This is a genomic window from Streptomyces sp. NPDC054765, assembly GCF_053612065.1.
The window spans coordinates 168,886-189,315 of record NZ_JBSHBP010000006.1 but is presented as its reverse complement, the minus strand read 5'-3'; the positions used below and the strand labels follow the sequence as shown (position 1 = coordinate 189,315).

Genomic DNA, 20,430 nt, shown 5'->3' with positions numbered 1-20,430 from the left:
GCCGGTGTGCGGGACGTAAAGCGAAGCAGTCCCGCACACCGGCCCCTCCGGCCCGTCACCGCACCCGACAGCCCCGCGCAGCGGACCCCGCCCGCCGCAGGCGCAACGGCGAGAAGCCGCCGCGGCGGGACGGCCGAAAACGCGGGAGAGCCGCAGACGCAACAGCGAGAAACCACCGCGGCGGGACAGCCGAAAACGTGGGGCGACAATAGGACCGTGAACGACCTCGACACCTTTTCCGCCCTGCTCGCCCCGGAGGGGCAATCGCTGCTGGCCGAACTGCGGGACCACAACCCGGCGGACGAGCTGGCGGCAGCCACCCGGCTGCGCCGCGAGCACCCCGCGCCGCTGGTCTCCGCGGCGCTCGGCCAGGCCCGGCTACGGCAGCGCGCGGCGGCGAAGTTCGGGGCGGATGCGCGGCTGATGTACTTCACGCCCAACGGCGTCGAGCAGTCCACCCGTGCCACGGTCGCCGCCCACCGGGCCGCCCGGCTCGCCGCGCTGGGCGTCCGTACGCTGGCCGATCTGTGCTGCGGCATCGGCGGCGACGCGCTCGCGCTGGCCCGCGCCGGGATCCGGGTGCTGGCCGTCGACCATGACCCGCTGGCCTGCGCCGCGGTCCGGGCCAACGCCGAGGCGCTGGGGCTGGCGGAGCTGATCGAGGTGCGCTGCGCGGAGGTGACGGAGGTGGACACCGCGGGGTATGACGCGGTGTTCGTGGATCCGGCCCGGCGCAGCAAGGCGAGGGGCGGGCGCATCTTCGATCCCGAGGCGTATGCGCCGCCGCTGTCGTGGGCCGTCGAGGCGGCCCGTAAGGCGCCGGTCGCGGCGCTGAAGATCGCGCCGGGGGTGCCGCACGAGGCGCTGCCCGAGGACGCCGAGACGGAGTGGATCTCGGACGGCGGCGACGTCAAGGAGGCCGTGGTGTGGTTCGGGACGGCGCGGGGCGGGGCGCCCGGCCCGACGCCCGGTGGCCGCCGCGCCACCCTGCTTCCGGCCGGTGACTCCCTGCTCGGCGCCGGGCTGCCCGATCCCGCGGCGGGACCCGTCGGCGACTGGCTGTACGAGCCCGACGGGGCGGTGATCCGCGCCCATCTCGTCGCGGACGTCGCCCGGCAGACCGGCGGCCGGCTGATCGATCCGACGATCGCGTACATCACCGCGGACCGGCCGGCCGAGACGCCGTTCGCCACCGCCTACGCGATCACCGATGTGCTGCCGTTCCACGTCAAGAAGCTCAAGGCGCTGCTGCGCGAGCGCGGGGTCGGCATCGCGGTGATCAAGAAGCGCGGTTCCGCGGTGGAGCCGGAGGAGCTGCGCAAGAAGCTGAAGCTCGGCGGGGGCCGCAAGTCCTGCACGATCTTCCTGACCCGGGTCGACGGCGCTCCCATGATGCTGCTGGGGCACCCGGCGGCGGACGCGCCCTGAGCGGCGCTCAGGCCAGGTCGGTGAGGTCCTCGGCGTAGACCTGGGAGAGCGGCTGCGGGCCGATGTACTGCTGGCAGGTGCACTGGCCCGCCTCGTACTGCACCGGCTTGTGGTCGGCGTCCCAGGCGACCGCCACCTCCACCAGCTCATGACACTTGCCCTTTTTGTCATGCTTGGCGAGGTGGTGGGTGCAGCCGCACACCGGCTGTGGCGGCTGCTGCACGGCGGCCAGCTCCTGCCGCTCCTGACGGGCGGTCACCAGCCGCTCCATCTTGCGCTCGTGCCGCGTACGCAGCGCCGTACGGGCGGTGTCGGCGACCTTCGCGAAGCCGCCCGCCATGAAGAAGATGAAGACCCACCAGAACCAGTCCACAGCCTGCCGCCTCCCCACGTGCGCGCCCGGTGCTGCTGCCAGGGTAAGATCTCGGGCCGCAGGCGGGGCCGGGGGAGGCACGAGGACGCACAGAACGACAAAACGAGCCCGCGCCGCCCCGGGCCCGCGCCGGCCTCAGGCCCGCACCGGCCCCGGGCCCGCGCCCGCCTCAGCCCCGCGCCGGCCTCAGGAGTAGAGGTTGTGCTTGCTCATCTCGTGGACGTGGTCATGGTCGTGGTGGTGGTGCGCGGGTACGTCCTCGGGGGCCTCGCCGGGCACATGCGGCTCGGTGACCGGCAGGGACGAGTCGGCGGAGAGGTCCCAGGCGGAGGCCCGCCGGCCCCGTGCCACCATCTCCGCGCCGAGGGCGGCGACCATCGCGCCGTTGTCGGTGCACAGCTTGGGCCGCGGCACCCGCAGCGTGATCCCGGCGTCCTCGCAGCGGCGCTCGGCCATCGCCCGCAGCCGGGAGTTGGCCGCGACCCCGCCGCCGATCATCAGGTGGTCCACGCCGTTGTCCTTGCAGGCCCGGACGGCCTTACGGGTCAGCACATCCACCACGGCCTCCTGGAAGGACGCCGAGACATCCGCCACCGGCACCTGCTCGCCGGCCGCGCGCTTGGCCTCGATCCAGCGGGCCACTGCCGTCTTCAGACCGGAGAACGAGAAGTCGTAGACCGGGTCGCGGGGTCCGGTCAGCCCGCGCGGGAAACGGATCGCGTCGGGGTTGCCCTCGCGCGCGTAGCGGTCGATGACCGGGCCGCCCGGGAAGCCGAGGTTCAGCACTCGCGCGATCTTGTCGAAGGCCTCGCCGGCCGCGTCGTCGATGGTCGAGCCCAGGGGGCGTACGTCGGAGGTGATGTCCGGCGCGAGCAGCAGGGAGGAGTGGCCGCCGGACACCAGCAGCGCCATCGTCGGCTCCGGCAGCGGGCCGTGCTCCAGCTGGTCGACGCAGATGTGGGAGGCGAGGTGGTTGACGCCGTACAGCGCCTTGCCCAGGGCGTAGGCGTACGCCTTGGCGGCCGAGACGCCGACCAGCAGCGCACCGGCCAGGCCCGGTCCCGCGGTGACCGCGATCCCGTCCAGGTCACAGGCCGCGACCCCGGCGTCCTTCAGGGCCCGCTGGATGGTGGGGACCATCGCCTCCAGATGGGCGCGTGAGGCCACCTCCGGCACCACCCCGCCGAAGCGGGCGTGCTCGTCGACGCTGGAGGCGACGGCGTCGGCGAGGAGGGTGTGACCGCGGACGATGCCGACACCGGTCTCGTCGCAGGAGGTCTCGATGCCGAGGACGAGCGGTCCGCCGCGTGAGTCAGCCATGAGTCTCAAGTTCCTTGTACGGAGGGTGCTTCGGAGGAGGTCTGGGTGGTGCGGCGCATCACGAGGGCGTCGACATTGCCGGGCTGGTAGTAGCCGCGGCGGAAGCCGATCGGCTCGAAGCCGAAGCGCTCGTAGAGGCGCTGGGCGCGCACATTGTCGACCCGCACCTCCAACAGCACCTCGTGGCACTCGAAGTCCGTTGCGGCGCCGAGGAGTTCGGTCAGCAGCCGGGCGCCGAGGCCGGTGCCCCACTGGTCGCGGGCGGTGGCGATGGTCTGGATGTCGCCGGTGCCGTCGACGGCGGCCAGCCCGCCGTAGCCGACCAGCCGGCCCTCATCGGCGCCTCCCCCGGACGCTGTCCGGGGGGACCCCCAGCGCGGCGGCACCTCCCATTCGGCGACGAGATAGCGGCGGGTGGCGTACGGCCCGCGGGCATGCGCCAGCTCTGACCAGAACATCCCCGGCGACCAGGCGTCCTCGGGGAACAGTTCCCGCTCCAGTTCCAGCACCGGCGCGATGTCCCACCAGCGCATCTCGCGCAGTGCCGCGTCGTGCCGGGGGGCCCCGCCGCGCGGCGGGGCCGCCGCGGGGCTTGGGGTCTCCCCTGCTCGAACGGAGTGGAGAGCTTGGGGAAGGTCGGGCGACGGGCGGGGGGTCACTGGGGAGTGACCACCTTGTAGTTGGCGGGCACCTGGGCGTCCGGCCGGCGCAGATACAGCGGCTGCGGGGGCAGCAGCTCCTCGCCCGCGGCCAGCTTCCCGGCAGCCAGCGCGGCCAGCGCCCCGGCGGACTGGTGCTCGGGGCCCTCGCGCCGTACGCCGGTGAAGACCATGTCGTAGAGCAGCGCGCCCGCACCCACGGCAGGGACGCCGGCCACCTGGTCGGCGATGTCCTCGGGGCGGTCGACGGCGGGCTCGGTCAGCCGCGTCACCGTGACGCCCGCGCCGGGGTGACGGCCGGGCGACGGGCGGGCTTCGTAGCGCGCCCAGTAGACCTCCTTGCGGCGGGCGTCGGTGGCCACGAGGAAGGGCTCGGTCAGCCCGGAGGCATGGGCGAGGCCGTCCAGGGAGCACAGGCCGTGAACGGGTACGCCGAGGGCCGCCCCGAAGGTCGCGGCGGTCACCAGACCGACCCGCAGCCCGGTGTACGGTCCCGGCCCCACCCCGACCACGATGTCGCTGACCGCGTCGAGCTTCAGGCCGGCCTCGGCCAGCACCCGGTCGACGGCGGGCAGCAGCAGCTCGCCGTGCCGGCGCGCATCCACCTGGCGGGACTCGGCGAGGACCCGGGTGCCGTCGTGGAGCGCGACGGTGACGGCGGGGGTGGCGGTGTCAAGAGCTAGCAGCAGCACGTCCTTAAGACTACGGCTCGGCGGGCGGTACCTGTCGCGGTGCTACCGTCGCCCCCGTAGCCAGCACAGCAAGCAGCCCGGCATGCCAAGGCCCGGGGCTCCCCGCCGGCGGCAGGGAGCGGGAGGAAAGGTGGCACAGCGGTGCCCGCTAAGAGCAGCACGATCGTCACCGCGCTGACCACGGCCGCCGTGGTCGTGGTCGGTGTGCTCGGCTACCAGGCTTCGGCGTCCGCTCCGGACACCCTCACCCAGGCCCGTAAGGACAGCCACCACAGCGCGCCCAAGGACCGCCCGGACCCGCGCGGCAAGAAGGACAAGGCGCCCGCTCCGGCCGCCGTCCCCGCGGCGTCCGGCAAGGGCCGGCGGATCGTCTACTCGCTCGGTGCCAAGCGGGTCTGGCTGGTCGGCCCGGCGGACAAGGCACTGCGTACGTTCACGGTCGCGCCGAGCACGGTGAGCCCGCCGCTGGGGGCGTACGCGGTCGGCACGCGGTCGGTGAGCGTCACGGGCTCGGACGGCATCGCGATCGAGCATGTGGTGCGGTTCGCCATGGTGGACGGTGTCACCGTCGGCTTCAGCGCGGCCGTCGACGGCTCCAAGCCCGACCAGGGCTCGTCGAAGAAGACCGGCGGCATCCGCGAGTCACGGGACGACGGCAAGGCGATGTGGGACTTCGCGCTGCACGGCACCAAGGTCGTCGTGGTCTCCTGACCGCGCGGCACCCGGCCCCTCCCCCCTTCGCCCCTACGGGCTACGCCGCGTCGCGGCTCCCGGTGGACGCGGGCCCGGCCCCGTCCTCCGTTTCCGGCTCCTCCGCGGACTCCGCCGGCTTGCCCGGACGGGCTTCCCCGGCGGCGTCGGGGGGCGTGGAGACGGCGCTGGCCGCGGCGCCCGCGGCCAGCAGTTCATTCATGGTCGGCGCCTCGCGCGCCTCGTACTCGCCGCGCCCGGCCGCCGCGACGGGGGTACTCCCGCGCCCTTCAGGCAAGGGGGAGGGCTGGTGGGCCGACATGGACGCCTCCCGGGGCTCCTGGGACGAGCGACAGAAGCCAGGCTCGCTACTTAGGCTGACCTAACTGGGGTCTCCACCCATGTCACCACGCCCGGCATCAGGTATGCAACATCTTACCGACGGCTTGTCGGAAACTACCGGGCCGGTGACCGGGTCGGGGCCGGGCCGGTGACCGGGTCAGGGGCCGGACCAGGGGCTGGATCACGGGCCGGACCAGGGGCCACTCAGGGACCGGATCAGGGACCGGTCCGCCCCGTCGCACCGGCGGCCGGTCCACCCCGCCGTCAGCAGGTCTCCAGCGCGGGCAGACCGGCGGCCGCCCAGCGCGCGCCGAGGCCGGTCACCGTCACCTCGCGGACATCGTCCGCACCGTCTTCCAGGGCGCCGTCCGCGCCGCCCGGGGCATCCGCCCCGACCGCGCGCCCGATGACCACATGCAGCCGGTCCTCGGCCAGCTCCTCGACCTTGCCCTCGCCCCACTCCACGACCACCACCGACTCCGGCAGCGAGACATCGAGGTCCAGGTCCTCCATCTCGTCCAGCCCGCCGCCGAGCCGGTAGGCGTCGACATGCACCAGCGCGGGGCCGCCGGACAGCGAGGGGTGCACCCGGGCGATGACGAAGGTGGGCGAGGTCACGGCGCCGCGCACGCCCAGCCCCTCGCCCAGGCCGCGGGTCAGCGTGGTCTTGCCGGCGCCCAGCTCACCGGTGAGCAGCACCAGGTCGCCGGGGCGCAGCAGCGGGGCCAGCCGACGGCCCAACTCCTGCATCTGTTCGGGGGACTTGACGGTTACGTGCGCAATCGCTCCGGTGGTGCTCATGCCGCAAATGGTACGTCCCGCCCGTCGCCCGACCACCGCCCCCAAACGACACCGCTACCCAGCGGCAGCCCCGTGCCTCCCCCGCCCGTCGCCCCCCGAGGCCCCCGCCGCCCGGCCGGCCCCGGGGTCTCAGGCGCGGGCGTGCCGCGAGCTGCGGGCCGCCACGCTCGCCCGTTCCACCAGCGACACCAGATGGTCATTGACCAGCTCGGGCCGCTCCAGCATCACCAGATGACCGGCGCCCGGCACACACACCAGCTCCGCTTCGGGCAGCACCTCGGCGATCGACCGGCTGTGGTCGGCGGGGGTGATCAGATCGCTCTCTCCGGCGAGCACCAGCGCGGGCACCGCGTCGTACGCCACCAGCGCCTCGGTCTTGTCGTGCACCGCGAACGCCGGGAAGAACTCGGCGACGACATCGATCGGGGTCGCCTCGATCAGCCGCTCGCCGAACCGCGCGATGCCCGGGTCCACCTTCTCCGGAGTCCCGAACGAATACCGCTTGATCAGCCCCGCGAAGAGATCGGCGGTGGCCCGCCGCCCGCGCTCGACGATCTCGCGCTGCCAGCCGAGCGCCTTGAGGACGCCCGGCGCGAGCCAGTGGAAGGCCTTGACGCCCATGGACGGCAGCCCGAAGCCGACCTCGCTGAGCCGGCCGGCGGAGGTGCCGATCAGGGCCACCCCGACCACCCGCTCCGCGACGTACTCGGGGAACTGGTCGGCCAGCGCCATCACCGTCATGCCGCCCATGGAGTGCCCGACCAGCACGATCGGCCCCTCGGGGACCGCGGCGTCCAGCACGGCCTTCAGGTCCCGGCCCAGCAGGTCGATGGTGACCGGCTCGGTGCCGTCGATCTGGCCGTGGCCGCGCGAGGAGCGGCCGTGGCTGCGCTGGTCCCAGTGGACGGTACGCACGGTGCCGCGCAGCGCCGAGCGCTGGAAGTGCCAGGAGTCCTGGCTCAGGCAGTACCCGTGGCTGAAGACGACCGTGGGGGCCGCGGAGCGCCGCCCCAGCGCCACCGTCAGCCGCTTGCGCAGACCGCCCTGGGCCTCCTGCGCGGCACGGGCCTCCTTGCCGCGGACGGGCTTGGCGGAGCGGTCGTGCTTGCCGTGCTTGGCGGGCTTGCCGTTCACGCCGGGCCTGGCCGCCGCGTCGTGCTTCTCCGGGCGGCCCGGCTCCGGGCCCGGCTCGTCGACCTCGTAGTACAGCTCGGTGCCGTCCTCGGCGATCGCGGCCCCCGGGATGCCGCGCAGCGTGCCGTACGGGCCGGCGGCGTCCAGCGCGAGCCGGGCGCGGCGCCGCATCCCGCGGCCGACCGTCATCCGCTCTATCGCCACACCGGCCGCGGCACCCGCCGCGACCACGCCGATCGCGGCGCCGGCGACACCGGCATGCCGGCCGGCCTTCGACCAGTTACCGGCCACCTCGGCCGCCGTCTCGACCGCCTGCGCGGCGGCCTCCTGTCCCTCGGTCATGCCGTGCCCCCCGTGAGCGCACTGTCCCCTTCGGCTTCGCTCCGTATGCCGCTCTCCCCATAGACGCGTGGTACCCGGCTTCCGATCCGGGTCACGATTTCATAGCCGATGGTTCCGGCCACCCGGGCCCAGTCCTCCGCGGTCGGCTCGCCGCGGTCCCCGGGGCCGAACAGCACCGCCGGATCGCCCGGCTCGGCACTGTCGCCGCCCAGGTCGACCACGAACTGGTCCATCGCGATCCGCCCGGCGACCGTCCGCCACTTGCCGGCGACCAGCACGGGGCCGGCGCCGGAGGCGTGCCGCGGGATGCCGTCGGCGTAGCCGAGCGGGACCAGCGCCAGGGTGGTCTCGCCGGAGGTGGTGTAGTGGTGCCCGTACGAGACGCCGTGGCCGCCGGGGACGCGCTTGACCGACGCGAGCGAGGCCTCCAGGGTCATCGCCGGCCGCAGCCCGAAGTCCTGGGAGGTGCCGACCTCGGGGCTGGGCGAGAGGCCGTAGATGCCGATGCCGGTGCGGACCAGGTCGAAGTGCGCCTCGGGCAGGGTCAGCAGCGCCGGGGTGTTGGCGATGTGCCGTACCTCGGGGCGCAGCCCGGCCGTCTCGGCGGTCTTCAACACGTCGTGGAAGACGTCCAGCTGGGCGGCGATCGAGGGGTGGCCGGGCTCGTCGGCGCAGGCGAGGTGCGACCAGACGCCGGTGACGGTCAGCGCGCCCTCGGCCTCGGCGGCGCGGGCCGCGGCGGTCAGTTCCGGCCAGTCGGCGGGCGGGCAGCCGTTGCGGCCGAGGCCGGTGTCAGCCTTGAGCTGGACGCGAGCGGTGCGGCCGCACGCCCGCGCCGCCGCGGTCACCTCACGCAGCGCCCACAGCCCGCTCACCGAGACGTCGATGTCCTGCTCGACGGCCTGCTGCCAGGGGCCGCCCGGCGTCCACAGCCAGCACATCAGCCGCCCGGTGTCCCCGGCCGCACGCAGCGCGAACGCCTCCTCGGGCAGTGCCGTGCCCAGCCAGCCCGCACCCGCGTCACGGGCGGCGCGCCCGCAGCGCACCGCCCCGTGTCCGTAGCCGTCGGACTTGACCACGGCCATCAGCTCTGCCCGGGGTGCGCGGTCCCGCAGTGCACGGACATTCGACCGCACGGCGGCGAGGTCGATGGCGGCACGGGCGCGCTTCGCTGTCTCGTTCACCCCCTCAGTGTCGCAGGCGACGCCGCGGCGCCCCGGGGGACGGGCGGGAAAACCGTGCTCACAAGCCGGGTTTCCGCCCCCAGACGTACACGATGTCCCCCTTCTTCAGCACTTCCCACACCCTCCGCGCGTCCGTCATGGTGAGGTTGACGCAGCCGTGCGAGCCGGGCCCGGAGTAGATGTCCTCATAGACGCCGTGCAGCGCCTCCCCGCGGTCGAAGAACTGCGCGTACGGCATGGACGTGCCGTAAAGGTTGGAAATGTGCCTTCTGTGCCGCAGATAGATCCGGTACGACCCGGTACGGGTCTCCATCGTCGGCGCACCGGACCGGATGGCCACCGGGTCGAAGATCACCTGCCCGTTCTGCTGCACCCACATCAGCTGCCGGTTCAGATCGACACACGCGGTCCGCTGCGGACGGTCGGGGCAGTGACCGGCCCGGTTGGGGTCCTTCCTGGCCCGCATCAGCCGCACCATCGCGCCCGTGACCGGCCCCGCGAACCCGGTCGCCGGCGCAATGCGGTGCGCCCGCTGGAACCGCCGGATCGCCCGGCAGTCCCCCGCGCTCTGCCGCCCGTCCGCATCCCGCCGCAGATAGCGCTCCGTCTGCCGCTGGAACGGCCCGGTCGACCGGCTGCACGCCACCGCCCTGGTGCCGGGGCTGACCACCTCGGACCGCGGCACGTACTCGGTGTGCCACGGCCCGCGCAGCTGCGCCCGGCCGGGCGTCTCGCGCCCGGCCGGCTCCTGCGGACCGCGCGGGATACCGGGAACCAGATCGGGGACCGCGTACGAGACGGGCGCAAGGGCCGCGTGCGAGAGGGGCGACGGCGCGCCGGCCACCGCGGGCGGGCCGGCGACGGCGAGCAGCGAGGCGCAGACCAGCAGCGCAGGAAGAGTGCGTTTCATGCCCTCACGCATGCCGTGGCCGCCGGGCCGTACCGCCCGCCGGACACCAGGTTCGCCCTGGTGCCCGTCCCATTCCCCCGCCGGGCGTAACGCCCGCCCGGCGTCTTCTGTCAGTCCGTCACATCCCGCCAGGCCGCGGCCAGATGGTCGGCAACCTCGAAGGCCCGGATCGGTGCGCCGGCCGGCCCGGCCGCGTGGCGGGCCGCCAGCCCGTGCAGATACGCACCGACGGAGCCCGCGTCACGTGCCGTGAGTCCCGCGGCGAGCAGCGATCCCGTCACCCCCGACAGCACATCGCCGCTCCCGGCCGTCGCCAGCCAGCTGGTGCCCGTGGGATTGACCCGCACCGGGCCGTCCGCCCGCGCGATCAGCGTCGTGGAGCCCTTGAGCAACACCGTGGCGCCGTAGCGCGCCGCCAACTCCCGTACGGATGCCAGCCGTGCCGCCTCGACCTCCCCGCGCCCGCACCCCAGCAGCGCGGCGGCCTCCCCCGCATGCGGCGTCAGCAAGGTCTCGGCGGGACGTTCCACGACCCGCCGGGGCGTCAGGAAGCGCAGCCCGTCCGCGTCCACCAGCACCGGCACCTCCGCCGCCAGCACCTCGTCCAGCGCGTCCGACTCGTCGCCGATGCCGGGTCCGATCACCCACGCCTGCACCCGGCCGGCCTTGTCCGGCGGCCCGGCATGCACCAGCGTCTCCGGGAAGTGCGCCAGCACCGCTTCGGCGGCCGGCCCGACATAGCGCACGGCCCCCGCGCCGCCCCGCAGCGCACCCGCCACCGCGAGCACCGCCGCCCCCGGATACCGCGCGGACCCGGCGACCACCCCGACCACGCCCCGCCGGTACTTGTCGCTCTCGGGCGCCGGACGCGGCAGCAGCTCCGCCACGTCCGCGTGCTGCAACGCCTCCATACCGGCGTCCGCCGGCAGCGTGAGCCCGATGTCCACCAGCCGCAGCGCGCCGGCCCGCTCCCGCGCCGGGTCGATCAGCAGCCCCGGTTTGTACGCGCCGAACGTCACCGTCGCATCGGCCCGTACGGCATCCCCCCGCACCTCACCGCTGTCCGCGTCCACACCGCTGGGCAGGTCGACGGCCACCACCGGCGCCGACTCCCGGGCCGCACGCGCCAGTTGCGCGGCCTGGGGGCGCAGCCCGCCCCGCCCCCCGATCCCGACGATCCCGTCCACCACCAGATCGGCCCGCGCGATGTCCCGCAGCGCATCGGCCGAGACCCGCCCGCCGGCCGCCCGCAGTGCGGCGAGCCCGCCCCGGTGCGCCCGTTCGGGCGAGAGCGGCACCGCCGTCACCCCGGCCCCCCGCCGCGCCAGCCGGGCACCGGCGTACAGCGCGTCCCCGCCGTTGTCGCCGCTGCCCACCAGCAGCACCACCCGGGCGCCGTACACCCGCCCCAGCAACTCCGCACAGGCCACGGCCAGTCCGGCCGCGGCCCGCTGCATCAGGGCCCCTTCGGGCAACCGGGCCATGAGCTCCCGCTCGGCGGCCCGCACGGTCTCCACGCTGTAGGCAGTCCTCATGCCGACAAGTCTCGCCCCTCGCCCACGGGGTGCGGGGGATTTCCCCTCCGCACAAAAGCGGCGCCCGCCCACCGACGAGCGGGGGCGGGCGCCACAGCGGCTTCACGCCTCGGCGATCACCACGGCGGAGGCGACCCCCGCGTCATGGCTCAGCGACACATGCCAGGTCCGCACCCCGAGCGCCGCCGCGCGTGCCTCGACGGTGCCGCGCACCCGCAGCCGCGGCTGCCCGCTGTCCTCGACGTACACCTCGGCATCGGTCCAGTGCAGCCCGCTCGGCGCCCCGAGCGCCTTGGCCAGCGCCTCCTTGGCGGCGAACCGCGCGGCGAGCGAGGCGATGCCGCGGCGCTCACCGCTCGGCAGCATCAGCTCCTCGTCGAGGAACAGCCGCCGCGCCAGCTCCGGCGTACGCTCCAGCGCCGCGCCGAAGCGCTCGATCTCGGCAACGTCGATCCCGACCCCGATGATCACTCCACCGTCACCGACTTGGCGAGGTTGCGCGGCTGGTCGACCTCGTTGCCGCGGGCGGTGGCCAGCTCGCAGGCGAAGACCTGCAGCGGGATCGTGGACACCAACGGCTGCAGCAGCACCGGCGTCCGCGGAATCCGTACGAGGTGGTCGGCGTAGGGCACCACCGTCTCGTCGCCCTCCTCCGCGATCACGATCGTCCGCGCGCCCCGGGCCCGGATCTCCTGGATGTTCGACACGATCTTGTCGTGCAGTACGGACCGCCCGCGCGGCGACGGCACGACCACCACCACCGGCAGATCGTCCTCGATCAGCGCGATCGGCCCGTGCTTCAGCTCCCCGGCCGCAAAGCCCTCCGCGTGCATATACGCGAGTTCCTTGAGCTTCAGCGCGCCCTCCAGCGCCACCGGGTAGCCCACATGACGGCCGAGGAACAGCACCGTGTTCTTGTCGGCCAGGCCACGCGCCAGCTCCCGCACCGGCTCCATCGTGCCGAGCACCTGCTCGACCTGGGTGCCGATGGCCGCCAGTTCGCGCACCACGGCCCGGATCTCGTCGCCCCACTTCGTGCCCCGTACCTGCGCGACGTACAGCGCCACCAGATAGCAGGCCACCAGCTGCGTCAAAAACGCCTTCGTCGACGCCACCGCGACCTCGGGCCCGGCGTGCGTGTACAGCACCGCGTCCGACTCCCGCGGAATGGTCGAGCCGTTCGTGTTGCAGATGGCCAGCACCTTCGCGCCCTGCTCGCGCGCGTGCCGCAGCGCCATCAGGGTGTCCATGGTCTCGCCGGACTGGCTGATCGCGATGACCAGCGTGTGCCGGTCCAGGATCGGGTCGCGGTAGCGGAATTCGCTCGCCAGCTCCGTCTCGCACGGAATCCGCGTCCAGTGCTCGATCGCGTACTTGGCGATCATCCCCGCGTGGTACGCCGTCCCGCACGCCACGATGACGACCTTGTCCACCTCGCGCAGCACCGCCGGCGGGATCCGCACCTCGTCCAGGGACAGCACCCCCGACGCGTCGATCCGCCCCAGCAGCGTGTCCGCGACGGCCTTCGGCTGCTCCGCGATCTCCTTCAGCATGAAGTAGTCGTAGCCGCCCTTCTCGGCGGCCGAGGCGTCCCAGTCGACGTGGTACTCCCGTACCTGCGCGGGCGCCCCGTCGAAGCCGGTGACCGTCACCGCCTCCCGGCGCAGCTCCACCACCTGGTCCTGCCCCAGCTCGATCGCCTCACGGGTGTGCGCGATGAACGCCGCCACGTCCGAGGCGAGGAAGGCCTCACCGTCCCCGACCCCCACCACCAGCGGCGAGTTCCGGCGCGCCCCGACCACCACATCGGGCTCATCGGCATGCACCGCGACCAGCGTGAACGCGCCCTCCAGCCGCCGGCACACCTGCCGCATCGCCTCCGCCAGCTCACCGCAGGACGAGTAGGCCTCGGCGAGCAGATGCGCCACCACCTCGGTATCCGTCTCGGACGTCAACTCGTGCCCGCGGTCGGTCAGTTCGGCCCGCAGCCCGGCGAAGTTCTCGATGATGCCGTTGTGTACGACACAAACCCGGCCGGCGTTGTCCAGATGCGGATGGGCGTTCTCGTCGGTGGGCCCGCCGTGGGTGGCCCACCGGGTGTGCCCGATGCCGGTCGAACCGGCCGGCAGCGGATGGTCCGCCAGTTCCTTCTCCAGATTGGCGAGTTTGCCGGCCTTCTTGGCCGCCGCCAGCCCGCCGTCGGCCAGCACGGCGACACCCGCCGAGTCATAGCCGCGGTACTCCAGCCGCTTCAGCCCGGCCAGGACGACATCCAGGGCACTCTGCCCGCCCACATATCCCACGATTCCGCACATGAAGGCAGCGTACGCCGCGGGCCGGCCCGGCCCGCGGCGGCAGGTACCGGCGGGTCACCCCCCGAAGAACCCGGCTTTCACCGCACCGACAAACGCACCCCAGGCCCCGGCCGCGTGAAACTGCGTCCCACCCGCCCGGTCCTTACTGTCCCGAACGGCACGACCGCCGTCGGCGGTCTCGGCGACCTCCACGCACTCCTGGTTGATCCCCTGTGAGGCTCTGGCCTTGACGAACTCGGTGACGATCTCACGGCTCTCTATCGAGGTCACTTCTCACCCTCCGGCATGTTCGCTATCGCTTTGTCGAGGAACGTGAGGCTCTGCTTACGGCTCAGCGCCGCAGACCGGAGCGCTTCAAAAATGCGGGCATGCTTGGCGACATCGTCCAGATCCTCAATGATCACCGTGCTGGTCGTACTGTCGAACGCAACGGCTTCCGGCGCCGGCTCCGGCCCGAACGAGAAGATGGAGAAGTGCGACGCCATATGCGCGGCACCCCATTCCGAGTACGGGAGAACCTGCAGCGTGACATTCTTCCGCTGGGCCAGCTCATGGATGTGCGTCAGCTGCTCCCGGTGCACCTCCCGTGACGGCATCGGGGCAGTCAGCGCCGGCTCCCACACGACCGCGGCGAATTGCGCCCCGCCCTCTTCGATGACTCGCTTTCGCTCCCGCCGAACCGCCAGGGCCTTCTCGACGGTTTCCGCAGAATGCGTCGTGTGGCTGCCGTCGACGAGCGCCTTGAGATAGCCCGGCGTCTGCAACAGTCCGGGAATGAACAGCGGCTGCCATGTCCGGATGTACGAGGCGTCGACCTCCAGCGCAATCAGGTCGGCATGTTCCTCGCTCATCATTCCCGCGTAGTCGAGCCACCAGCCACGCTTGTTGCTCACCCGGGCGAGGTGCTCCAACTGCGTTCGTACATTCGCGTCTGACACCTCGTAGAGGTCCAGCAGCACGCGGACGTCCCCGACGCGCGACGCGCTGATACCTCCTTCAACGCGGCTGATCTTGGCGATCGAGCAGCCCAGCACCTCGGCCGCATGCTCCTGGTCGAGCCGAGCGGCGAGCCGGTAGCGCTTGAGCGCCGCACCGAGCCGCCGACTACGCACCGTGGGCTTCCCACCTACGGGCATGCCACCTCCCTGTCGCACACATCCAGGATGCACAGTAACGCCTCGCGCACACCAGGTAATTGAGACTCCAGGTAGCTCGCAAATTTACAACTATCGAGTACTTGCAACTTGCGCCAGTGCGGCCCTAGCGTCAGACAGGTCACTCCATGTCGCCGTTCAAGGACAGTGGGTGATCACGGTTCCGCCTGCCCACCACCCTTGGGGGACACATGTCCGGGCGCACACACATCAAGAGGTTCCGGGTCCGCAAGGAGTCCGTCGCTGCCGCCCGAATCCACGTCAGGGCGATCCTGACCGACTGGAAACTAGGCGGCCTCATCGAGGACGGCGTCCTCATCACCAGCGAACTGACCACCAACGTCGTCTCCCACGCCAAGGGAACGGGTGACTACTTCGAACTGGCCTTACGCCGCCGCAACGGCATCCTGGTCCTGGAGGTGGCCGACTCCTACCAGTGGCGGATGCCGGAACTCCGCAAACCCACCCCGGACGACCCCTCCGGCCGCGGCCTGCTCATCGTGGACGCCCTCTCCCAGCACTGGGGCGTACGGCCGCGCAACCCCGGCAAGACGGTGTGGGCGCACCTCCCGGTCGGGCCCGCAACACAGCTCTGAGCAGACCCAGTTCCCGCTGAGGCGGACTGCCGCCGCGAGCCTCAGCGGGAAGGGATCGACACCGGCCGGATTCGGGCTTGGTACGTACGGATCGCCCGCAGGCCGCCTCCCTCGGGGAGGGACGCGGCGGCAGGCACGGGGGTGCCCTCCGGACGGTCCGTCACGTCGCGACACCGCTCGATGCGTTTTGCCTGTGGCGCCCGGCTTCCGGGACTATGACGGCATGGCCTCGTTGAAGCAGTTTGAGCCCGCGTCCGGCACCCGCGATTTCCTCGCCGCCGAGCATGAGAGGCGGGAACGCGCGTTCGCGACGATTCGGGAAGTGTTCGGCCGCTACGGCTTTCAGCCCCTCCAGACACCGGCGTTCGAGCGGCTGGACGTTCTCACCGGCAAGTACGGCGACGAGGGCGACAAGCTGATCTTCAAGATCCTCCGGCGTGGTGAGCATGAGGCGACCGGCGAGGCCGATCTCGCTCTCCGCTATGACCTCACGGTGCCCCTGGCTCGCGCGGTGGCGGCCTACGGCAGCCAGCTGCCCTCCCCGTACAAGCGGTACGCCATCGATCCGGTGTGGCGGGCAGACCGGCCGGGCAAGGGACGCTTCCGCGAGTTCGTGCAGTGCGACCTGGACATCGTGGGCTCCTCCTCTCCGTTGTCCGACGCCGAAGTCGTCCTGGCCCTGCACGACGCTCTGGATGCGCTCGGCGTGCCGGAGTTCCGGTTCCTGCTGAACTCCCGGCATGTTCTGTTCGGTCTGCTGGAGGCATACAGCGTCCCCGCGGACCTGGGGTCCGGAGTGCTGATCACCCTCGACAAGCTCGACAAGCTGTCCCCGGAGGCTGTCGTCGAGGAGCTGGTCACGGGCCGCGGCCTGTCGTCCGAGGTGGCGCAGAGCCTGGTGGATGACCTGACGTCGCCGGATGCGGTGGAGCGGATCAGGGGTGAGCTGAAGTCCAGCGAGGTCGGTCAGGCGGGCCTGGCTGAGGTGGACCGGCTGCTGGAGCTGACCAAGGACGCCATCCCCGCCGAGCGGATCGGCTTCACGCCAAACCTCGTGCGTGGCCTCGACTACTACACGGGGATCATCTTCGAGGTCACCGCGCCGGGCATGCCGGGGTCGATCGCGTCCGGCGGCCGGTACGACGGTCTGATCGCGCGGCTCGGCGGGAAGGATTCACCGGCCTGTGGCGGCTCGCTGGGCATTGAGCGCATCCTTCCGCTGCTGGAGCAGGGCGAGGAGGGCGGCTACTCGCAGATCGATGTGGCCGTCACGGTCATGGGCGAGGACCTGTCTGCGGACAGCTTCCGGATGGCGGCTGAAATCCGCCGAGCCGGAGTCCGTACGGGTGTCTACCTGGGGTCCAGTGGGAAGTTCGCCAAGCAGATGAAGTGGGCCGGCGATCAGGGGGCCCGCTTCTGCGTGATCTATGGCCAGGCGGAGCGTGATGCCGGCTCGGTCACGCTGCGGGACATGGACAGCGGTGAGCAGGTCCAGGTCCCGCTCGATCAGGCCGCCGCGGAGCTCGCGCGGCGGTGCGCACCATCCAGTTGACGCGCAGCGGACCCATTCCGCTGCCGACCTTCGAGGAGTAGCGGATGGGTACGCAAGGCGATCGGATCTTCCAGATCACGGCTGAGCGGGGGTTCCCGGACCCCTGGCTCAGCTTCGGAGACTCACTGTGCGATGAGGCGGCACTCAGTACGGAGTTAACCCGGGCGATCAGCAAGGCCGCAAGGAGCCGACTGCCCAGGCGCGCACCGAGGTCACCCGGGTCTTCCAGGCGAAGAAGGCGAACCTGCGCCGCTGCGCAGGGATTCTCGACCAGGTGCTGGGCGACTACGACGCCTCGGGCATGTGGACGGTCCTGGACGAGCGGGCCGGCAGGCTGGACGTCGCGGACGTGCTGGAGACCTGGGGCCGCACCCAGGCACTGCACCCGTTCCCCGTGGTGCTCAAGAGCCTGGAGTTCAACTGGGGCTATATGAAGGAGCGCGGCGTCCGGGCGTTCTACGAGATGACCCGCGGCTACGTCTCGCGGCTCCAGCAGAACACCGAACGCTGGCATGACGCCTGGCGCAGCGAGGCCGAGACGGGAGTGGTGGACCGCATCACCTCCATCGAGTGCGACCTGGCGAGCATCGAAGCGCCGATGCACTGCGACGTGTGCAAGAAGACGATCACCGCGCTGCTCTACCTCGACGAGTAGCCCACAGCGCCCGACGAGCGCCACTGACCTGACGCGCTGTGTCCCGCTCCAAGGCATCGGAGCGGGACACACCGGTGCGGGGGCCAGTACAGGTGGAACATGCCGTCACGGGCGCCGAGGCACCAAGAACCCAATAGGGAGGTGCTGGCCGATCAGGCGGCGTCGGAGCACGGAGACCCGGCGATCAACCGGTTGACGGTTTCCGTCTCCCCTCAGTACCCCCGCGCTATCCGCGCATGCGCCTCCCGCACCGTCTCCAGGAACTCCTCGTCCGCCTCCGCGTCCGCCCCGAGTTCGCTGCCCGGCTCGTAGCGCTCCAGGAAATCGCCGAGGTCCTCCCCCAGATCCTCGTCCGGCAGTTCCTCCGCCAGTTCGGCGTACACCCGCGCGGCAAATCCGTCCGATGCCGCATCCGCCGCCCGGCCGCCGGTCGCGCTTGTGGTCCTCCCCCACGGCCGCTGTCCCAGCAGACCGGCCCTACGCGCTCGCACACGCACCCCCTGATTCGTCCTCGGCCCGCAGCCGGGCCGCTCCCCGCCACCGACCGTACCGGGCAAAATCCCTCGGGTACAGACACCCAGGCAGAGAAGCCCCGAGCCCGCCCCGACGCCCACAAGCCTGCCCTCCGAAGGCCCCGCGGGCACCCCGGGATGAACGGCATATGGCGGCTGCGCACAATGGGCGCGTGCCCCTGACGACCGATCCGCAGCAACGACGCCGCGCCGAGCGCTCCCCGTACGTCGATCTGACACGCGCGCAGTGGAGCGCCCTACGGGAGAAGACCCCGCTGCCCCTGACGGCCGACGAGGTCGAACGACTGCGGGGCCTGGGCGATGTCATCGACCTCGACGAGGTACGCGATGTCTACCTCCCGCTGTCCCGGCTCCTCAACCTCTACGTCGGCGCCACCAGCAATCTGCGCGGTGCGCTGAACACCTTCCTCGGCGACGCGGGCGGCGGCCCCCAGCCCGGCACCCCGTTCGTCATCGGGGTCGCGGGCAGCGTGGCGGTCGGGAAGTCCACCACCGCGCGGCTGCTCCAGGCGCTGCTGGCCCGCTGGCCCGAGCACCCGCGCGTCGAGCTGGTCACCACCGACGGGTTCCTCTTCCCCAACGCCGAGCTGCACCGCCGCGGCCTGATGTCCCGCAAGGGCTTCCCGGAGTCCTACGACCGCCGGGCGCTGACCCGCTTCGTCGCGGCGGTGAAGTCCGGCAAGGCCGAGGTCACCGCGCCCGTCTACTCCCACCTCATCTACGACATCGTGCCCGGCGAGCAACTGACCGTGCACCGCCCGGACATCCTCATCGTCGAGGGCCTGAACGTCCTGCAGCCGGCGCTGCCCGGCAAGGACGGCCGCACCCGCCTCGGACTCGCCGACTTCTTCGACTTCTCCGTCTACGTCGACGCCCGCACCGAGGACATCGAGAAGTGGTACCTCGGCCGCTTCCGCAAGCTGCGCGAGACGGCCTTCCAGAACCCGTTCTCGTACTTCCGCAAGTACACCCAGGTCTCCGAGGACGAGGCCCTCGGCTACGCCCGCATGATGTGGCGCACCGTCAACAAGCCCAATCTGCAACAGAACGTCGCCCCCACCCGCGGCCGCGCCAACCTGGTGCTGCGCAAGGGGCCGGACCACAAGGTGCAACGGCTGTCGTTGCGCAAACTCTAGGGAGTCGCCCGCCGTGCTGCATCTACGCCTGCTCGTCCCCGCGCACCGCACGGACGAGGTGCTCCGGCTGCTGGAGACGACCGTCGGGGTGACCCATCTGGTGGTGCTGACCGGGGCGGCCCGCGACCCGCAGGGCGATGTGGTGATGTGCGACGCCGCCCGGGAGGCCGGCGACGGGCTGCTGGCCCGGCTGCGGGCGATGGACCTGGACAGGACCGGTTCGATCGCGATCGAGCACATCGATCTGTCGCTGTCGCACCGGGCCGACCGGGCGGAGGACGAAGCGCCGGGAGAGGGTGCCGACGCCGTGTTGTGGGAGTCGCTGGCCGACGCCACCCACGAGGAGTCGACGCTGTCGGCCACCTACCTCGCGTTCCTGGCCCTGGCGACGATGATCGCGGCCTGCGGTGTGGTCCTGGACAACGCGATCCTCGTCGTCGGCGCGATGGCGGTCGGCCCGGAGTTCGGCCCGCTGGCGGGGATCTGTACGGCCCTGGTCCGGCGCGCCCCGCGCCTGGCCTGGCGCTCGCTGCTGGCACTGGTCGTCGGCTTCGCGGTGGCCATGGTGCTGACCTGCGGCTTCAGCTACTTCATGGATGCGGTGGGGCTGTTCACCCGGCACCAGGCCGAGGGCGCGCGCCCCAATACGTCGTTCATCTGGCAGCCGGACCGGATGTCGTTCGTGGTGGCCTTCCTCGCCGGGATCGCCGGCACCCTCTCGCTGACCTCGGCGAAATCCGGTGCCCTGGTGGGCGTGGCGATCTCCGTGACGACCGTTCCCGCCGCCGCCAACGCCGCCGTGGCCTTCACCTACGGCGACTACGCGCAGACCTGGGGCTCCGCCGGCCAGCTCCTGCTGAACCTGGCCGGCATCGTGGTCGCGGGCACGCTCACCCTGGTCGTGCAGAAGCTCCTGTGGGCCCGGCACGGCACCGCTGCGGCGCCGCGCTGACACGACAACCCCGCCGGCATCACGCCGGCACGTCGCCGCGACACGGCCCCGCCACGACACGGTCTCGGGCCCGCCCCGCCCGGGGCCGGGCCCGGGGGCGTCGGGGGGGGGGGGGGGGCGGGGGCGC

The 20,430-nt window shown here is 72.2% G+C and carries 22 protein-coding genes; 7 read left to right on the top strand and 15 right to left on the bottom strand.

Features of this window, described 5'->3' with window-relative positions:
- The first annotated feature begins 216 nt into the window (after positions 1-216).
- Complete coding sequence (locus ACWGJY_RS06835) at positions 217-1,428, top strand: class I SAM-dependent methyltransferase (RefSeq protein WP_453259700.1); 1,212 nt, start codon at positions 217-219, stop codon at positions 1,426-1,428.
- 7 nt (positions 1,429-1,435) lie between these two features.
- Here ACWGJY_RS06835 and ACWGJY_RS06830 read toward each other — a convergent pair whose 3' ends face one another.
- The 4 genes from ACWGJY_RS06830 to tsaB all read right to left on the bottom strand — a co-directional run bounded on the left by ACWGJY_RS06830 (position 1,436) and on the right by tsaB (position 4,472).
- Positions 1,436-1,801, bottom strand: a complete 366-nt coding sequence (locus ACWGJY_RS06830; protein ID WP_453259699.1) for a hypothetical protein — start codon at positions 1,799-1,801, stop codon at positions 1,436-1,438.
- Between the two features lie 186 nt (positions 1,802-1,987).
- Positions 1,988-3,121, bottom strand: coding sequence for a tRNA (adenosine(37)-N6)-threonylcarbamoyltransferase complex transferase subunit TsaD (gene tsaD / locus ACWGJY_RS06825; protein WP_453259698.1), 1,134 nt, complete (start codon positions 3,119-3,121; stop codon positions 1,988-1,990).
- 5 nt (positions 3,122-3,126) lie between these two features.
- Positions 3,127-3,654 carry a GNAT family N-acetyltransferase gene (locus ACWGJY_RS06820; RefSeq protein ID WP_453259709.1) on the bottom strand — a complete coding sequence of 176 codons (528 nt, stop codon included), beginning with the start codon at positions 3,652-3,654 and terminating at the stop codon, positions 3,127-3,129.
- A gap of 122 nt (positions 3,655-3,776) precedes the next feature.
- Complete coding sequence (gene tsaB / locus ACWGJY_RS06815) at positions 3,777-4,472, bottom strand: tRNA (adenosine(37)-N6)-threonylcarbamoyltransferase complex dimerization subunit type 1 TsaB (protein ID WP_453259697.1); 696 nt, start codon at positions 4,470-4,472, stop codon at positions 3,777-3,779.
- A gap of 141 nt (positions 4,473-4,613) precedes the next feature.
- Between tsaB and ACWGJY_RS06810 the strand changes: the two genes are divergently transcribed.
- A complete protein-coding gene (locus ACWGJY_RS06810; protein WP_453259696.1) occupies positions 4,614-5,183 on the top strand; it encodes a hypothetical protein in 570 nt (189 codons plus the stop codon).
- 40 nt (positions 5,184-5,223) lie between these two features.
- Here the strand turns inward: ACWGJY_RS06810 and ACWGJY_RS06805 are convergent, their stop codons facing one another.
- The 10 genes from ACWGJY_RS06805 to ACWGJY_RS06760 all read right to left on the bottom strand — a co-directional run bounded on the left by ACWGJY_RS06805 (position 5,224) and on the right by ACWGJY_RS06760 (position 14,861).
- Positions 5,224-5,484: a hypothetical protein gene (locus ACWGJY_RS06805; protein WP_453259695.1), complete on the bottom strand. Its 261-nt coding sequence runs from the start codon at positions 5,482-5,484 to the stop codon at positions 5,224-5,226.
- Positions 5,485-5,768: 284 nt separating this feature from the next.
- On the bottom strand, positions 5,769-6,305 hold the full coding sequence (gene tsaE / locus ACWGJY_RS06800) for a tRNA (adenosine(37)-N6)-threonylcarbamoyltransferase complex ATPase subunit type 1 TsaE (RefSeq protein WP_453259694.1): 537 nt from the start codon (positions 6,303-6,305) through the stop codon (positions 5,769-5,771).
- A gap of 129 nt (positions 6,306-6,434) precedes the next feature.
- The gene (locus ACWGJY_RS06795; RefSeq protein WP_453259693.1) at positions 6,435-7,781 is read right to left on the bottom strand and encodes an alpha/beta fold hydrolase; all 1,347 of its coding nucleotides are present in this window, start codon (positions 7,779-7,781) and stop codon (positions 6,435-6,437) included.
- On the bottom strand, positions 7,778-8,965 hold the full coding sequence (alr, locus tag ACWGJY_RS06790; protein WP_453259692.1) for an alanine racemase: 1,188 nt from the start codon (positions 8,963-8,965) through the stop codon (positions 7,778-7,780). The genes ACWGJY_RS06795 and alr overlap by 4 nt, the downstream gene beginning before the upstream one ends.
- A 58-nt stretch (positions 8,966-9,023) precedes the next feature.
- The gene (locus tag ACWGJY_RS06785; RefSeq protein ID WP_453259691.1) at positions 9,024-9,875 is read right to left on the bottom strand and encodes a L,D-transpeptidase family protein; all 852 of its coding nucleotides are present in this window, start codon (positions 9,873-9,875) and stop codon (positions 9,024-9,026) included.
- A gap of 110 nt (positions 9,876-9,985) precedes the next feature.
- Positions 9,986-11,410 carry an NAD(P)H-hydrate dehydratase gene (locus ACWGJY_RS06780; protein WP_453259690.1) on the bottom strand — a complete coding sequence of 475 codons (1,425 nt, stop codon included), beginning with the start codon at positions 11,408-11,410 and terminating at the stop codon, positions 9,986-9,988.
- Positions 11,411-11,512: 102 nt separating this feature from the next.
- Complete coding sequence (locus tag ACWGJY_RS06775) at positions 11,513-11,881, bottom strand: holo-ACP synthase (RefSeq protein ID WP_453259689.1); 369 nt, start codon at positions 11,879-11,881, stop codon at positions 11,513-11,515.
- A complete protein-coding gene (glmS, locus tag ACWGJY_RS06770; RefSeq protein WP_453259688.1) occupies positions 11,878-13,725 on the bottom strand; it encodes a glutamine--fructose-6-phosphate transaminase (isomerizing) in 1,848 nt (615 codons plus the stop codon). Before glmS ends, ACWGJY_RS06775 begins: the two co-directional genes overlap by 4 nt.
- 54 nt (positions 13,726-13,779) lie before the next feature.
- Positions 13,780-13,995, bottom strand: coding sequence for a DUF397 domain-containing protein (locus ACWGJY_RS06765; protein ID WP_453259687.1), 216 nt, complete (start codon positions 13,993-13,995; stop codon positions 13,780-13,782).
- A complete protein-coding gene (locus ACWGJY_RS06760; protein WP_453259686.1) occupies positions 13,992-14,861 on the bottom strand; it encodes a helix-turn-helix domain-containing protein in 870 nt (289 codons plus the stop codon). Before ACWGJY_RS06760 ends, ACWGJY_RS06765 begins: the two co-directional genes overlap by 4 nt.
- Before the next feature lie 209 nt (positions 14,862-15,070).
- Here ACWGJY_RS06760 and ACWGJY_RS06755 point away from each other — a divergent pair, with 209 nt between their 5' ends.
- The 3 genes from ACWGJY_RS06755 to ACWGJY_RS06745 all read left to right on the top strand — a co-directional run bounded on the left by ACWGJY_RS06755 (position 15,071) and on the right by ACWGJY_RS06745 (position 17,682).
- Complete coding sequence (locus ACWGJY_RS06755) at positions 15,071-15,475, top strand: ATP-binding protein (protein ID WP_453259685.1); 405 nt, start codon at positions 15,071-15,073, stop codon at positions 15,473-15,475.
- A gap of 223 nt (positions 15,476-15,698) precedes the next feature.
- On the top strand, positions 15,699-17,027 hold the full coding sequence (hisS, locus tag ACWGJY_RS06750) for a histidine--tRNA ligase (RefSeq protein WP_453259684.1): 1,329 nt from the start codon (positions 15,699-15,701) through the stop codon (positions 17,025-17,027).
- 274 nt (positions 17,028-17,301) lie between these two features.
- Positions 17,302-17,682 (top strand): hypothetical protein, encoded by a 381-nt coding sequence (locus ACWGJY_RS06745; protein WP_453259683.1) that lies wholly within the window; start codon positions 17,302-17,304, stop codon positions 17,680-17,682.
- A gap of 212 nt (positions 17,683-17,894) precedes the next feature.
- Here the strand turns inward: ACWGJY_RS06745 and ACWGJY_RS06740 are convergent, their stop codons facing one another.
- The gene (locus ACWGJY_RS06740; RefSeq protein WP_453259682.1) at positions 17,895-18,173 is read right to left on the bottom strand and encodes a hypothetical protein; all 279 of its coding nucleotides are present in this window, start codon (positions 18,171-18,173) and stop codon (positions 17,895-17,897) included.
- 194 nt (positions 18,174-18,367) lie between these two features.
- Here ACWGJY_RS06740 and coaA point away from each other — a divergent pair, with 194 nt between their 5' ends.
- Both coaA and ACWGJY_RS06730 read left to right on the top strand, forming a co-directional pair.
- Entirely contained in the window at positions 18,368-19,351 is a 984-nt protein-coding gene (coaA, locus tag ACWGJY_RS06735) for a type I pantothenate kinase (protein WP_453259681.1), read from the top strand.
- 13 nt (positions 19,352-19,364) lie between these two features.
- Complete coding sequence (locus ACWGJY_RS06730; protein WP_453259680.1) at positions 19,365-20,303, top strand: DUF389 domain-containing protein; 939 nt, start codon at positions 19,365-19,367, stop codon at positions 20,301-20,303.
- The last annotated feature ends 127 nt before the right edge of the window (positions 20,304-20,430 follow it).